Source organism: Rhodopirellula sp. J20-39 (genome assembly GCF_057365095.1).
The window spans coordinates 3,681,564-3,696,899 of record NZ_CP195123.1; the positions used below are offsets into that span (position 1 = coordinate 3,681,564).

At 54.0% G+C, this 15,336-nt stretch carries 10 protein-coding genes; 7 read left to right on the top strand and 3 right to left on the bottom strand.

Translation table 11 applies throughout. The annotated features are described in order from the left end of the window. Positions 1 to 388 precede the first annotated feature (388 nt). The 7 genes from ACR3ZL_RS13420 (at position 389) to ACR3ZL_RS13450 (ending at position 11,878) form a co-directional block, all read left to right on the top strand. Positions 389 to 2,599 carry a TonB-dependent receptor plug domain-containing protein gene (locus ACR3ZL_RS13420; RefSeq protein ID WP_473652630.1) on the top strand — a complete coding sequence of 737 codons (2,211 nt, stop codon included), beginning with the start codon at positions 389 to 391 and terminating at the stop codon, positions 2,597 to 2,599. 175 nt (positions 2,600 to 2,774) lie between these two features. Beyond that, on the top strand, positions 2,775 to 3,365 hold the full coding sequence (locus tag ACR3ZL_RS13425) for a YfiR family protein (RefSeq protein ID WP_486173545.1): 591 nt from the start codon (positions 2,775 to 2,777) through the stop codon (positions 3,363 to 3,365). A 5-nt stretch (positions 3,366 to 3,370) separates the two neighbouring features. Next, positions 3,371 to 5,917, top strand: a complete 2,547-nt coding sequence (locus ACR3ZL_RS13430) for a response regulator (protein WP_486173546.1) — start codon at positions 3,371 to 3,373, stop codon at positions 5,915 to 5,917. A gap of 105 nt (positions 5,918 to 6,022) precedes the next feature. Continuing rightward, positions 6,023 to 7,216: an HD domain-containing phosphohydrolase gene (locus ACR3ZL_RS13435; protein ID WP_486173547.1), complete on the top strand. Its 1,194-nt coding sequence runs from the start codon at positions 6,023 to 6,025 to the stop codon at positions 7,214 to 7,216. Between the two features lie 38 nt (positions 7,217 to 7,254). Beyond that, positions 7,255 to 8,646, top strand: a complete 1,392-nt coding sequence (locus ACR3ZL_RS13440; protein WP_486173548.1) for a diguanylate cyclase — start codon at positions 7,255 to 7,257, stop codon at positions 8,644 to 8,646. Positions 8,647 to 9,019: 373 nt separating this feature from the next. Beyond that, complete coding sequence (locus ACR3ZL_RS13445; protein ID WP_486173549.1) at positions 9,020 to 10,507, top strand: xylulokinase; 1,488 nt, start codon at positions 9,020 to 9,022, stop codon at positions 10,505 to 10,507. A 195-nt stretch (positions 10,508 to 10,702) separates the two neighbouring features. Next, positions 10,703 to 11,878 carry a redoxin domain-containing protein gene (locus ACR3ZL_RS13450; protein WP_486173550.1) on the top strand — a complete coding sequence of 392 codons (1,176 nt, stop codon included), beginning with the start codon at positions 10,703 to 10,705 and terminating at the stop codon, positions 11,876 to 11,878. 233 nt (positions 11,879 to 12,111) lie between these two features. Here the strand turns inward: ACR3ZL_RS13450 and tal are convergent, their stop codons facing one another. The 3 genes from tal to greA all read right to left on the bottom strand — a co-directional run bounded on the left by tal (position 12,112) and on the right by greA (position 15,125). Beyond that, positions 12,112 to 13,083, bottom strand: a complete 972-nt coding sequence (gene tal, locus ACR3ZL_RS13455) for a transaldolase (RefSeq protein WP_473652622.1) — start codon at positions 13,081 to 13,083, stop codon at positions 12,112 to 12,114. Positions 13,084 to 13,407: 324 nt separating this feature from the next. After that, on the bottom strand, positions 13,408 to 14,301 hold the full coding sequence (asd, locus tag ACR3ZL_RS13460; protein WP_473652621.1) for an archaetidylserine decarboxylase: 894 nt from the start codon (positions 14,299 to 14,301) through the stop codon (positions 13,408 to 13,410). Between the two features lie 344 nt (positions 14,302 to 14,645). Next, positions 14,646 to 15,125 carry a transcription elongation factor GreA gene (greA, locus tag ACR3ZL_RS13465; protein WP_473652620.1) on the bottom strand — a complete coding sequence of 160 codons (480 nt, stop codon included), beginning with the start codon at positions 15,123 to 15,125 and terminating at the stop codon, positions 14,646 to 14,648. Positions 15,126 to 15,336 lie beyond the last annotated feature (211 nt).

Below are 15,336 nucleotides of genomic sequence, written 5' to 3' on the forward strand. Positions count from 1 at the left end.
CGCGGATCGTGACCGCTGTTCGATGCCTCCCGTTTAGCAAATCATGGTCTTGCAAGGCAACATCAGCTGTTCATTCGTCGCATTTGTCCCTGAATTGCGGGACTGAATCGCTTATGAGGAACAGCGAATCCGATTGTCGGGCCGGACGGAGATCACGATTCCTCGCAAACGATTGAAACGATGGTGGGTTTCGTATCGACGCGTTGCTCCGGTTTTCGGAACGACCCAGCCAAATCGTACAATAGGCCCATTTCCAACATCCTGGCTCCGCATGATTTGCGAAGATTGCTGGTCCGATAGGAAATCATGGAGACATTCTGCTGGTTGCTAGCCGGGTGAAACAAGATGAGCATTCATGATTGATCGGCGAAGCGGCTAGGAGGCCAGCTTGAATATTCTGAAAGGTAGGTGGGCGATTCGTTTGCTCATCGCAGCATCGTGCGGAGCCTCTTTGTCGTGCGGGGGAATCACGGACATAGGTGCGGCAGCCGCCCAAGATTTGTCGCCGATACGGATGGTGGATTTAAGTGAAGTCGGTCGGGATGCTGCCCAAGGTGAGGATAGCGTCGGTTCGAATGCTGAGCAGATGATCGAAGACGATGCCACTGGAGAGGCAGGCGGCGTAGGCGATAACGACAGCGAGGACGACGAGCTCGATTCGCTGCTGGACATGGCGGACAACGATGTCGGCAAGTTATCAAGCGTCAATGTGAGTCGCCAGGCATCGATCGCGCCGGCGCTGAACACCGAAGTCACCACGGTGAACCGTCAAAAGAGCACGATCGGTCGATCGCCCGCCGCCGTCTTCGTAATTTCCAACGAGATGATCCAGCGATCGGGGGCACGGACGATTCCGGAAGTCCTGCGAATGGCTCCTGGCGTCCAGGTGTCACGCATTGACGCCAGTAAGTGGGCGGTCAGCATTCGTGGATCCAATGGTCGATTCGCCAACAAGCTGCTTGTGCAAATCGATGGCCGGACGGTCTACACGCCATTGTTCGGCGGGACGTTTTGGGACGTGCAAGATGTCTTGTTTGAAGACGTTGAACGTATCGAAGTCGTGCGTGGCCCCGGTGCAACGGTTTGGGGCGCCAATGCGATGAACGGTGTGATCAATGTTATCACCAAAGACGCGAAGGCGACTCACGGGACGTTTGTTGAGGCCGGCACCGGGACGGAAGAACGCGGGTTTACCAGTGCACGGCATGGTTGGCAAACCGATGGTGGCGTCGACATGCGGGTGTTCGGGAAGTGGTTCGAACGCGATGAAGCTTCGTTGCCTGGTAGCCGGGCTCACGATGATTGGCGGATGCAACGCAGCGGATTTCGAGCCGATTATCAACCTGATCGTACATCGCACCTGACCGTTCAGGGCGATATCTATGGTGGTAGCTCCGGCAGCGAAAACGTGGTCCCGTCCTTGGCCGCCCCGCCATCCCGTTCTGTGTTTGAAGATAACAACACCGAAGGCTGGAACGGATTGCTGCGATACTCGCAAACTTTGAGCGACGATAATCAATGGTCCATCCAAGCTTATTTCGATCAAACCGACCGTGAATTTGAACAGCTCGGATTCGCCGAGAAGCGAGACACTGTCGATTTGGACTTCCAGCATCAATTCAAGGTCGGCGAGACGCATTCGTTCGTTTGGGGAGCCGGGTACCGGAACTCGAAAGACAAGATTGATAACTCGCCAGGTTTTCTCGAATTCGACCCCGATAGCCGAGCGGTGGATCTGTTTAGTTACTTTGTCCAGGACGAGATCACGCTGTGGGAAGACAGGCTCTATTTGACGCTGGGTTCCAAGTTCACCCACAGCGATTACACGCCCTTTGAAGTGCAGCCCACCGTTCGGATGCTATGGACGCCGGACGAACGAAAATCGTTGTGGGCGTCCTATTCCCGAGCGGTGCGATCGCCCACTCGCGTCGGCGATGACGTTACTGTGACACTGAAGCCTACGGCGGCATCGGGCGGAGCCTTCCCCTTGTTCATGGGCGACCGAGGGTTTGTGGCGGAAAACCTGGACGCTTGGGAAGTTGGCATGCGAGCCCAGCCTTCGCAAGATTTTTCATGGGATGCTGCAGCGTTCTATTTTGATTATGACGATTTGCAATCCGTGACCCAGGGAGCACCGTTTGTTGACGGCGGGAACGCGTTTGTTCCTTTAACGATTGGTAACTCCGGTGAAGGCCGAAGTTACGGATTTGAACTGGCCACGAACTTCACCCTGACTGAAGACTGGCGCCTTTACAGTGCCTATACGTTGTTGTTCGAAGAACTGGCCGAAGGTGGCACCAATACCGGCGGCAGCCCGCGCAATCAGCTCTACATGCAATCGTCATTCGATCTAACTCGCAATACCAACCTAGACGTGATTTGGCGGTACGTCGACAGTCTCGCCGCATTGGGTGTGTCGAACTACAACACCATGGACGTGCGATACGCATGGCGAGCCAATCGCCATTGGGAACTAGCGTTGGTCGGGCGCAATCTGTTGCAACCCGAACACAAGGAGTTCGGTGATGACGGTTTTACCGGTAATGTTGCGACCTTCGTGCAGCGGGAAGTGTACGGCATGGCGAGTTTGCGGTTTTAGTCACGCCGAGCGAATTCGATAGCTCATTTTGCATCCCTTTGTCTGATTCCTGACCTAGCTTTACGCATGGTTTCTTGCCATTTCGGCTCATATCGCAAACATTTACTGGTTCCAACACATGCCGAGGAGAAGAAACGTTCGTTGTCCTCTCCCAAAGTGGTGTCGGGTCATAGGGATGATGGCGTTGATCGCTGTGGTGGCGAAACCAATGTTCGCGCAAGACTATGTCTCAGCAAACGTGACGGCTGGAAAGACGCAAGGATCCTCAACCGTACAAACGGCCAAGGAAAGCAACATCAAGGCCGTTTATCTTTATAGCTTTGGTCGATTCACGACCTGGCCCACGAAACCGTCTCGGCCGGAACAGCGTTTTACGATCGGTGTCGTCGGGTCGACTGGCGTGCAAACAAGCTTGAACAAAATTGCGTCCAAACGCACGATTCAAGACATGTCGATCGAGACCAAGTTTTTTAATTCGGCCAACGACATCGCTGTCCAGCAGTGCCAAATCTTGTACTTCACCGGCTCGGTGTTATCTCCAGATGCCACGGCGTTGATCGCCGAACTTGCTGACAGCCCAATCTTGATTGTGACTGAGACGTTGGATCGACCTCAGGGCACGGTGGTTAACTTCACGCATGAAGGTAACGGCATTCAGTTTGAAATTGATCTCGAAGAAGCCAAACGTAAGCAACTCGCGTTGGATGCTCGGTTGTTGCGTCAAGGCAAACGCATGATTCGTAATCATTCCCCTCAGGGATTTTAGAAACCATGAGCAATTCATTTTCTGTAGCATCCGCTGAATCAGCGTCATCAATGGCATCCGCCGATTCGCTGAATCCCAAGAAACGCAGACTGCACGATGCGTCAATCCGAACCAAGCTGCTGTTTTTGGCGACCGCGTCGGTTGCTGTTGCGCTACTGATGGCGTTTAGCGGGATGGCGATCAACGATATTCGCTTTATCCGCACGTCCAAGGTCGACCAACTTGAGTCGCAAGCGAAGATGTTGGCGTTCAACTGTGCTGGTGTGCTGACCTTCCAAGACGAACAGGGAGCTCAGGAACTGCTTCGATCGATGGCAATGTATCCCGCAGTCGAATACGCATGCCTTTACGACGAAAGTGGCGCGGTCTTTTCTGAATACTACGGCAAGGGCGTCAAAAAGAAGCGAGCCCGCAAGATCGGTATGAACCAACGTTTGCTGGACGACTCCGGTGTTGCGGTTTGCCAGTCGGTCATGGACGCTGGTGAACCGATCGGAGCGGTGTATCTATTTGCCAATATGTCCGACTTGCAATCGCATGTTCAGCGGTACTTGTCGCTCTGTGTTGTCTTGATGATCGGATCTCTAGCGTCCGCCGGGATGTTTGCGTACCTAATGCAACGTTCGATTTCGACGCCGATTCGCGAACTGGCCGATGCAACGGACAAGGTAAAACGTGAACGTGACTTCACGATCCGAGTCCAGCCCGCATCGCTGGACGAGCTCGGCCAACTCGGCGGCGCGTTCAATGCGATGTTAGACGAAATTCAATCGTCCAAGGCTGCACTGCAGGCAGCCAACGACGATTTGGAAGATCGCGTTGAGCAGCGAACGCGAGAATTGACTGACGAGATCACGCAACGTCAATCCGTGCAGGAAGCGTTGGAAACGGCTCGTGACGAAGCCGAAGCGGCCAACCGAGCAAAGAGCGAATTCTTAGCCAACATGAGCCATGAAATTCGGACGCCACTGAACGGAATTCTGGGCTTCACAGAGCTGTTGATGAACAACTCCGACGGTGAAGATTCCTCGGTTCGCAAGGAATACCTGCAAACGATTTCGGCAAGTGGTAGTCACCTGCTGGAACTGATCAACGACATTTTGGATCTGTCGAAAATCGAAGCCGGTCAGCTCGAAGTGGAGCTTTCGCCGTGCTCGCCACACGATGTGATCAACCAAGTTGTTAGCGTCCTACGCGTCCGAGCACAGAACAAGGGCTTGACGCTGAAGTGCGCTTGGTCCAGCCGTGTTCCTGAGTCGATTGTTACGGACGGCGGACGCTTGCGACAACTGTTGATGAATCTGGTCGGCAACGCGATCAAGTTCACCAAAGAAGGTTCAGTCACCATCGATGCGGAGCTGGATCACTTCAGCGAAATGTTGACGGTACGCGTCGTTGATACCGGGATTGGGATTCCTCTCGACAAGCAAGCCGACATCTTTTGCCCCTTCGTCCAAGCCGATACGTCGGTCACGCGGCGATACGGCGGAACCGGGTTGGGGCTAGCGATATCGGAACGTCTGTCGTCTGCGCTCGGCGGCGATTTGAAGGTGGAGAGCATTGCGGGCGAAGGCAGCGTCTTTACGCTGAATGTGAAAACAGGCTCGCTGAGTTCAGTTGCACTGCTGGACGCACCTCCGGCGGATGCTTTGATGGGGACGGTGATCGAATACAATTCCGACGAAATCAGTCTGCCGCCGGCCAAAATTTTGTTGGTGGAGGACGGCGAAATCAATCGCAAGTTGGTTCGCATCATGCTCGAGGAGGCTGGCGCGACGGTCGTGACGGCGGAAAATGGATGGGCGGCTGTAAACGCAACTTCCAAGGCGACATACGACCTGATCCTGATGGACATGCAGATGCCGGTCATGGACGGTTACACCGCTGCGAAGACGATGCGAGAGGAAGGATTGACGACGCCGATCATCGCCTTGACCGCGCACGCGATGAAAGGCGATGAAGAAAAGTGTTTGGATGCCGGGTGCACTGCCTACCTCACCAAGCCGATTCAGCAATCGGTGTTGTTAGGAGCGGTTCTAAAACATCTTCCACAAGACGCGGAAAATTCGAGTGGTATCCGGTCGCTTGAACCAGTTTCAACCAATACGGCTGCACATCCCGTTAATGATCCAACTCAGAACCGACCCTCGATTTCAACGCTTGCGGCCGAATATGCCAACGAAGCGGATTCGAAGCTAAATAGGGCCGCCGAATCGATCGAAGGCGGAAACGCGGATGGTGAAGCATTGAAGTCGACGCTGCCGCTGGACATTCCTGTCTATCAAGAGATCGTCGAAGAGTTTGTTGACTTTCTGCAACAGCATGTTGCCGATATGCAATCGGCCTATGCCGACAAGCAATTCGAAACCTTGGCTCAACTGGCTCACGCGTTGAAGGGAGCCGGGGGCACGGCCGGGTTCGATGTCTTGACCCAACCGGCGGCCAAGTTACAGCAATCCACAAAGGAATTGTCTGTCGAAGAAGTCGAGAGCAGCCTTGCGGAGCTGTCCGATTTGACTCGCCGAATCCGCGATACACCGCAGCGAGTATAGAAAATTGGGTTTCTTAAAGAAGATGCTCAATTATCTACCAAAGCTGACGTATGTTTTCCATGTTCCCCTGTTCTATTGCCCCCGATCGTATTGAATTTTCTGACTATGCTCGCTGTATCGGAAACAATATTCAACGCCAGATCCGATCAGGGCAGGAATCAACCCCATGGAAGCGGGAAGACATCTTGTGATGTGCCGCCGATCGGAATCAAGTCATCCAAGATCATGATCGTGGATGACATTGCGGTGAATGTGCGGGTAGCTCGAGCGCATCTGGAGTCCGCCGGATACACCGAATTTGTCACGCTGAATGATTCAACGGAAGCGTTAGCACGCATCGAAAGCGAGTCGCCGGACGTCATCTTGCTGGACATTATGATGCCAGTCGTCAGCGGCTTGGAAATTCTGAAGGCATTGCGGAGCGATCAACGCACCGAACGTTTGCCCGTCTTGATTTTGACGGGTGCCGAGAGTCGGGAATTGAAACATGAAGCGTTGCAATTAGGGGCGACTGACTTTCTGACCAAACCGATTGATATCGAAGAGTTGCTGCCGCGGGTTCGCAACAGTTTGATGATCAAAAGCTATGAAGACGATCTGAAGCTGCAAGTTCAACAGCGAACCGCAGAATTGGAACAGTCCCAACTCGAGCTCATTCATTGTTTGGCCCGTGCGGCCGAGTCTCGCGATACCGACACCGGTGCACACGTGATTCGTGTTGGTAAGTACGCCGGGATCATCGGTGACGAATTGGGGATGGAATCCGCTGAAGTCACACGTTTAATGCACGCCGCGACCCTTCACGACGTCGGCAAAATCGGGATCTCCGACGAGATCCTACAAAAGCCTGGCAAGTTGACAGACGAAGAATTCGCCGACATGCAACGACACTGCGGAATTGGTAGGTCGATGTTGGACCGGATGCCCGGATTTGAAGAGTTCTTCGTACCTGAACATACGACATACGGTGAGCAAATCATGCATGCATGTAGTTCGCCAACGATGCAGATGGCCCGATCGATCGCTTTGACGCATCACGAGCGGTTCGATGGCACGGGCTACCCGCTGGGCTTGTCCGGTGAATCCATTCCTTTGGAAGGAAGGATCACAGCCGTGGCGGACGTATTTGATGCTTTAAGCAGTCGCCGTAGTTACAAGAAACCGTTTTCGTTGGATGAGTCGCTAGCCATTATTGAACAAGGCGGCGGGACTCAGTTCGACCCACAAGTTACCAAAGCGTTCCTGAACCGGGTTCCAGACATTGTTGCCGTGCAGATCCAGCACGCTGAAGTCGCCTGAACCCTTCTTTACCGAACGAAATCTTAGCTCGCCCCATCATGTCGATCATCGCTGAACCTATCCAACGACCCCGCGTGCTTGTCGCCGACGATCACTTCACGACCCGAAAGCTGATGTCAGCATGGCTGGAAATGTCTGGCTACACCGTCGTGCAGGCGGAAGACGGTGGTGGCGCGTGGGATAGCGCCAAGTCGAATTGCCCTCCGATCGTTGTCACGGATTGGAACATGCCCAACATGTCAGGGCTGGAGCTTTGCCGATCGATTCGTGAACGGCATGGGCTGGACGATGTGTACGTGTTAATCGCCACGGCGCGTGACACCGGCGATGATCTTTCCGCCGCCATGGAAGCGGGAGCAAACGATTTTCTATCGAAGCCGATTCGCGAAGAAGAATTCTTGGCGCGTATTCGCAGTGCGGAAATCGCGTTGAGCCGTCTGCAAGAAAAGACGGTGCTTGCGGAAACGGATCCGTTGACGGGCATCTTGAACCAGCGTTCATTCCGAGAGCGGTGCGAACGAGCGATCGAGCCTGCTCTTGCGGCGGGACAACCGGTTTCGTGCATCTTGTTGGACATTGATTTGTTCAAGCAATTCAATGATCAATTCGGTCACGCGACGGGCGACGAAGTATTGCGTGTCGTGGCTGATGTTCTGACCGAGCACATCCGAACGACGGATTTGGTTGGCCGTTTAGGCGGCGACGAATTTTGTGTTTTGCTACCCAACGCAAACGAACAAGACGCGGTCGCTTTTGCCAATCGCATTCGTGAAGAAATCGCAGCTCGATCGTCCAACGGCGTCAATGATGCTCTTTGCGTGCGAACCACACTGGGCGTGGCGACTACGGGTGAGTTGGATTTCGCTTCCGGCGTGGAGATCAATGATTTGATCAAGCAAGCTGACTCCGCTTTGCTTGCCGCAAAAAGCGAAGGTCGCGATCGTGCACTGTCGACTAGTGATCTAAATCGGCGACAACAAAGTCAACTCAACGGCTGCAATTCGCTGGTTGACCGCTTGCGAGAGATACATGCGGATGAAGTGATGACGACCTCGATCGCCGTCTTTCGAGACACTCAGTGTTTGGGCGATGCGCGGGGCAAGTTCATCCAATCCGGTGTCGATTGTGCCTGTGTGGTGAATTCGATGTCGGAATTGGTAGGCATGGTCAGCGAACGAGATTTCATGAGCACACTGACGACTCAGGAAATCAGTGATCGGCCGCTATCGAGTGTCATGAACAACAACCTCACTCGATTCCCGTTAAAAACATCCGTCGCGGTCGTCTGGGATTCGCTGCAACGCAACCCGATGTTGCGAGCCGTGATTGTGAATACGAACGGCTTCCCCGTCGGGTTGGTTCCTCGTCGTGCGGTATTGGAAACCGCGCACCGGCTAATGAAGTCGGAAGACGTACGATTCGATCTCTAAGCAACGTTTCCTTTGGAAAACGTTCTCTCTCTGTGAGATCGCTCACCGCAACGACGCTTCGTTGCAGGATGCTCTGTGCTAAGACGTTAGCGTCGGTAGCCTGACTTGCCCCTCTAATGGTGTTGCCGCATCACCTTTCGCAGCCTTTGCAGGACCAACGCTCTTCTAGCCGAGGCTCGCGTTTTCGTTTTCGATACCGCCGACGTCGAGACGTCTCCAGTTTGCTATGCTGTGGCCTTTTGAGCCGACTTGCGTCCGCACGCAATCTGCATCAAAACGTAGTTTTCGTGGCGGTTCCAGGAACAACCTGAGCCCCACAAGATCACGGTTAGTGGCCGGTTAATTGCATCATCGAATTGGATAGGGTTGTTGAATGAAATATTTGTTGGGGATTGATGTCGGTAGCTCGTCCGTGAAGGCATCATTGCTTGACGCGGAAACCGGGACTTGTTCGGGAAGTGCGTTCTATCCCAAATCGGAACAAAAGATCGACTCACCTCAGCCTGGCTTTGCCGAACAAGATCCTGAATTGTGGTATAGCTGCGCCAAAGATGCGGTCGCCGATGCGATGAAAGAAGCCGGCGCGCATCCGGAGGAAGTCAAGGCGATCGGCATCGCTTATCAAATGCACGGTCTCGTCTGTGTCGACAAAGACCAAAACGTGTTGCGGCCGTCGATCATCTGGTGCGATTCCCGAGCAGTGCCTTATGGCGAGGCTGCGTTTGAAGCAATCGGCAAAGAGAAGTGCTTGAGCCATCTGATGAATTCGCCGGGGAACTTCACCGCGTCTAAGTTGGCGTGGGTCAAAGAGAACGAACCGGAGTTGTTCGCCAAGGTTGACAAGATCATGCTGCCGGGCGATTGGCTGGCGATGAAGCTGACCGGCGAAGCCTGCACGACGATGTCGGGGCTTTCGGAAGGAATGATGTGGGACTTCGATGCGGAAGAACCCGCTGGGTTCCTGTTGGATCATTTTGGTTTCGATCGCAACGTGCTGGCTAAGATCGTCCCCACGTTTGGAACGCAAGGCCACGTCACACCGACAGCGGCTGCTGAGTTTGGTTTGGTGGCGGGGATTCCGGTTTCCTATCGAGCGGGCGATCAACCCAACAATGCGTTGTCGCTAAACGTGTTGAACCCGGGCGATATCGCGGCGACCGGTGGAACATCGGGTGTGGTCTACGGTGTGACCGATGCGAAGCAGTTCGATCCGCAATCGCGAGTGAACACGTTTGCGCACGTTAACCATGCGGCGGACAGTCCTCGATTGGGCGTCCTGTTGTGCATCAACGGAACCGGAATTCTGAACGCATGGACCAAGCGATTGCTTGGGGATGTTTCGTACGAAGAGATGAACGAATTGGCGGAATCGGCTCCGATCGGAAGTGGCGGCGTCACGGTGTTGCCGTTTGGAAACGGGGCCGAACGCGTACTCGGCAATAAGAACATCGGTGCTCAAGTCGCAGGACTGGATTTTAACCGGCACGATCGATCGCATCTCAGCCGCGCTGTCCAGGAAGGGATTGTTTTCTCGTTCATGTACGGCATGGAAGTCATGCAAGAGACCGGGATCGAGATCAAGAAGATTCATGCCGGATACGCGAACATGTTCTTGAGCAAAGTCTTCGGTGAGACTCTGGCCGGCGTCAGCGGAGCGACGATCGAGCTTTGCGACACCGACGGATCGTTAGGCGCGGCCCGTGGAGCTGGCTATGGTGCCGGCATTTTCACTTCGCTGGACGAGGCCTTCCAAAGTCTCCAAAAACGTAAAGTCATTGAACCCGGCGAAGGCGTCTATCAGGCCGCCTATGCCGCTTGGAAAAAGCACCTGAATCAAGCGATGAATCAAACTAGTACCTGATCAGACGGTTGCGTGCTTGGCGGTCGCGAAACTGGATGTCTCACGAAGAAGGGCCGATGGCGGATGAACGTCACCGGCCAACTTGCCGGTGAATCGTCCTCGGTTTACTGACTTTTAGGTTGCGAAATAGAAGTGTTCGCGACCTGCCGTTCACACGATCGTTACTCAAGTCCAACTGAATTTCGGAGACCGTTGATGTCTAGATTCCTGACGCCACTGAATGCTGTTCTAGTCGCGTGCCTCGCTTGCGCGACTCCGTTTACCGGAAGGCTGTTCGCGGCCGATGAACCGACATTGACGATCGGCTCCGAAGCACCGGCGATCGATATCGAACACTGGATTAGTGACGGGGACGGTAAGTTCCCGCACACGACCGAACTCGAGGAAGACAAGATTTATGTGATCGAGTTTTGGGCAACCTGGTGTGGTCCCTGCATCGCATCGATGCCACACATCAGCGAAGTGCAGCAAAAGTTGGCCGACCAAAACGTTCAGGTCATTAGCGTGACTCGCGAGCCACTGGAAACGGTGGAAGGCTTTCTGGAACGAAAGGTAGGGTCGGACGAAGAAATGACCTACCAAGAATTAACTAGCACCTATTGCCTGACCTGTGATCCAGACAAGTCAGTCTACGAAGATTACTTTCAAGCGGCCGGTCAAACCGGGATCCCGCGTTCGTTCATCGTCGGCAAGTCCGGAGTGATCGAATGGATCGGGCATCCGATGCGAATGGAAGAACCGCTCGCGGATATTATCGCTGACAAGTGGGACCGCGAGGCCTTTGCTGTCGAGTTTGCCGAAGTGCAACGAAAAATCATGCTACGAGCTGAGTTTGCTCGACAGTACCGGGCGGCCGTCACCCTGGCGAAGAAGGGTGAAAACGACAAGGCGATCAAGATTCTCGATGAGTTGATCGAGTCAGGAAACTTTGACGAGAACCTGCTTCGTTTAACTCAACTGCGAGCCGGTATCGCGATCACCTCCGGAAGCGACGATGCTGAAGAGATGATGACAGCGTACATGCAAGAACATGGCGACGAAATCGGATCGATGCTCTCCATTTCAAGAGACGTGCTGGCCGCGAAGCAGGACGGAGCCGAGTTGCCCGAGGCGGTTTACCAGATGGCGTTCCAGGCGGCTGAAAAAGCGGTTGAACTGAGTCCCAAAAGCTTCGAGTGTCGCTTAACCTTGGCGCAGTGGCAAAGCGAAAACGGCGATCTGGAGCAGTGTATTGAAACTGCTGAAGTGGCACGCGATTTGGCCAAGCAACGAAGTAGCCGAGCGGCGGCCTATGTCGAAGCCTTCATCAAGGGGCAGAAGGCAAAGTTGAATCCGAGCGAAGAAGAATCGCCCGAATCAGACGAAGAGTAGTCGCCTTTGAGTCGCACGATTCCCCAGCAAGCCGATCGCCGGAAAAAACAAGCGACTGTAAAGACGGTCGCCTGTAAAAACGACCGATTGTCAGAATGATCGTCGGCGAACGCTGGAGGACTTTCTAGCCGGGCGACTTCGTAGCCGGGCGACTTGGCGATAGCGGCACGGCCGATCTTCATCGGCCGAGCTTGCAATCGAAAGCTGTCGTTTCGATCCCAAGAAATCTTCGCTCAGGAAGTGGCGGTTTCCATTCGCTGAGCCAGGAAAGTTCGCAACTTATCAAGGTCAGCGGCGAAGCCACGGATACCATGGGCGAGCTTCTCGGTGGCCATGGCGTCTTCGTTCAACATCCAGCGGAAAGTCGCTTCGTCCATCGAAACTTTCTCGATGTCCATTTTCGCTGCCGCGTCGGCGTCCAGCTTTTGAGGAACATCCGCATCGCTGTCGCTGAGCTGACCCAAGAGGTCCGGCGAGATCGTTAGCAGGTCGCACCCGCACAGTGCCATCACTTGTTCTTTGGTGCGGAAGCTGGCTCCCATCACTTCGGTCTTGTGGCCGTGCTTTTTGTAGTAGTTGTAAATGGTGGTCACCGACTCGACACCTGGGTCTTCTTCGATCGCGATGTGATCGACACCCTTTTCGGCTTTGTACCAGTCATAGATCCGGCCCACGAACGGACTGATCAAGGTGACCTTGGCTTCGGCACAGGCGACCGCTTGGCCGAATCCGAATAGCAACGTCAGGTTGCAGTGGATGCCTTCTTTTTCGAGCTGTTCGGCGGCACGGATGCCTTCCCAGGTGCTGGCGATCTTGATCAGAATCCGATCGGAATCGACGCCGGCTTCCTTGTAAAGCTCGATTAGCTCGTAGGCTTTCTTGACGGTCGCTTCGGTGTCAAAGCTCAAGCGAGCATCGACTTCGGTCGAAACGCGACCCGGAATCAATTCCAAAATGCGGCAACCGAACGCGACGGAAAGCTTGTCGATGATCGCGTCGATCAATTGCTGTTCGTCGCCTGACTTGCCCTGGGCGTAAGCAATCGCTTCGTCAACAAGCGATTGATACTGGGGCATTTGAGCCGCTTTGTAGAGCAACGAAGGGTTGGTCGTTGCGTCATGAGGCTTGTGTTCGGCGATTGCATCAATGTCACCAGTGTCTGCAACAACGATCGTGTGCTTTTTTACTTGGTCTAACGCAGTCATCTTTTTCCAACTCGTAGTTGTGGGCAGTAGTATTCGGTCAGCGATGCAAACAGGCCAATTCGGCATGGAAAACGCAAATCGACCCTCATCATCGGGTGTCTAACGATCATACCGCTATTTGCCAGGCGGAGTATGCCTGAGCGGCAATCTCTAGCGTGAAATTTGCCAATGCAGCAAGACGAATCGAGTGCGGCTTCACTTCGACGAGCAGCTTTGCAAATTCTATTCCAGGATTGCAGTCATGTCGTAGCTTAGGAGGCTCGAATTGTGAGTGCGGTTGGGCCGGTTTCGTTTGGCAAGTGCCTTGACTGGCGAGCCTGACGGCTAGATTCGTGTGCCCAAGTGGTCGCCAACACGAGCGTACAGTTCACGATGCTGACTTGAGTTTTCGACTAGATCGTCATCGAACCTGATTTGCCCCGGTGGGAAGATCGTGATGGTCGACGATCCGCCAAATCGGAAATATCCCTTCTCGCTGCCTTTAGCGACCGGTTTCCCCGCGGTGAATGTTTGGCAAATGCTGCCAACGCACGTCGCACCGATCTCCAGCACCAGCACTTTCCCCATCGATTCGGTTTGGACCTCGGTGATGCAACGTTTGTTGGTTGCCAAAATCTGGATGTTTTGCCGCAGTGCGATTGGATTGACGGAATAGAGCGGGCCGTCGATCAATTTTGCTGCCGACGGAACGCCTGCAACGGGAAAGTGAAAGCGGTGATAATCGACCGGGCACAAACGCGACAGAAGCAAGCTGCCGTCAGCGTACTGATCCGCCAAGCGTGAATCCCGAAGCAAAGTACGGAGACTGAACATCTCGCCCTTGACGAATAGCCCTTCGCATTTGGAAAGATCGGGAACGCACAAATGGCGTCCGTCAGCCGGAAAGACAATCGAATCGGACGACGGATCGATCGGGCGAGCTTCTGGCTTCAATTCACGAAAGAAGAACTCATTGAAGTTGGCGAATTCGTTTACGTCTCTGACGAATTCCGATGCATCAAGTCCGTAATCGTCAATGAACGGCTTGATTCGCTCGCGAGTGCTTGGGCGATCCATCTTCCAACCATACCAGTGGGAAAAAATCGCTCGCTTGACCAACGCGTTCAGCGAAACCCGGCCAGCCAAAGTCCCGTACGTCCAACGCAAAGCTTTGTCGCCATAGACCTTTTCGACTTCGGTTTGGCCGGAGTAGCGGTCGTAGTAAACGATTTCATCCATGTCGGTATTCAAGCGGTTCTGGCCGCGTCACCTGGTTAGAGTCCTTCACGAAGACGTTCGGACAAAATGTCCGGGCGAAAATGACTGGGCGAAAATGTACAGGCGAAAATGTACAGGCGAAAATATCCGGGCATTGTGACCGAACGAGCGTGTTGGCGTAACCGCCACGGCCATAACGACAAGCGGCGTGCCTGGACCATGCAAAGTCGAAACAACAGCTTTCTTGTCCGATTCCAAAAAGCCGCTAAGGAATCCTTACGACTCAGCAGTTCGACCTTACAAACGCAAAATGCCACGATCCAGCAATGGACGTGGCACTTGGGAAATCCAGAGCGAACCGCGATTTAGATATCGAAGTCGATCTTCAGGATCTTGAATTTCATCTTGCCCGCGGGGACGTCGACCTCCGCGACCTCGCCGACTTTCTTGCCGATCAAACCTTGGCCGAACGGGCTGGTTACGAGAATTTTGCCTGCGTCGTAGTCTTCGTCACCGGCACCGACCAGCGTGAACTGTTCTTCGTCGCCATAGGCAACGTCTTCCACGGTTACGGTGCAACCGAAGACAACCACGTCTTTGGGCAACTTGGAAACGTCAATGATCGAAGCGCGAGCGATCTTGTCTTTCAGCTCGTTGATCTTCGCCATCATCATGCCTTGGTTTTCACGTTGGGCATGGTATTCGGCGTTCTCCTTCAGGTCGCCTTCTTCGCGAGCTTCGGCAATCTTATCGGTGATTAGCGGCATCTCGACGTGTTCAAGACGATGAATCTCGGCTTTGATACGGTTATAGCCGTCGCGGGTCATTGGGACTGATTCGACCATGTCGTGCTTCCTACGATTAACAAAAAAGAAACCTTTCCCGCTATTCAACCCGACAAGGTTGCAGACCGGAAAAGGCCGTCGTCTCAAAATGGTGACCGATTGGCGAACCCGCAGGTTCGCGTTCGTTGTGTTGCCATTCAAGCGTCCGCTTAAATAACCGCCCCCCATTGTGGACCAGACAGGGTGTTTCGGCAAGGGTTCACCAGGGACA

Excerpts from the sequence above, each read along its gene's own strand:
- asd (WP_473652621.1), bottom strand. The coding sequence starts at position 14,301 with ATGGATGAAATCGTTTACTACGACCGCTACTCCGGCCAAACCGAAGTC.
- ACR3ZL_RS13450 (WP_486173550.1), top strand. The coding sequence starts at position 10,703 with ATGTCTAGATTCCTGACGCCACTGAATGCTGTTCTAGTCGCGTGCCTC.
- ACR3ZL_RS13435 (WP_486173547.1), top strand. The coding sequence starts at position 6,023 with ATGCTCGCTGTATCGGAAACAATATTCAACGCCAGATCCGATCAGGGC.
- ACR3ZL_RS13440 (WP_486173548.1), top strand. The coding sequence starts at position 7,255 with ATGTCGATCATCGCTGAACCTATCCAACGACCCCGCGTGCTTGTCGCC.
- ACR3ZL_RS13445 (WP_486173549.1), top strand. The coding sequence starts at position 9,020 with ATGAAATATTTGTTGGGGATTGATGTCGGTAGCTCGTCCGTGAAGGCA.
- ACR3ZL_RS13430 (WP_486173546.1), top strand. The coding sequence starts at position 3,371 with ATGAGCAATTCATTTTCTGTAGCATCCGCTGAATCAGCGTCATCAATG.
- greA (WP_473652620.1), bottom strand. The coding sequence starts at position 15,125 with ATGGTCGAATCAGTCCCAATGACCCGCGACGGCTATAACCGTATCAAA.
- tal (WP_473652622.1), bottom strand. The coding sequence starts at position 13,083 with ATGACTGCGTTAGACCAAGTAAAAAAGCACACGATCGTTGTTGCAGAC.
- ACR3ZL_RS13425 (WP_486173545.1), top strand. The coding sequence starts at position 2,775 with ATGATGGCGTTGATCGCTGTGGTGGCGAAACCAATGTTCGCGCAAGAC.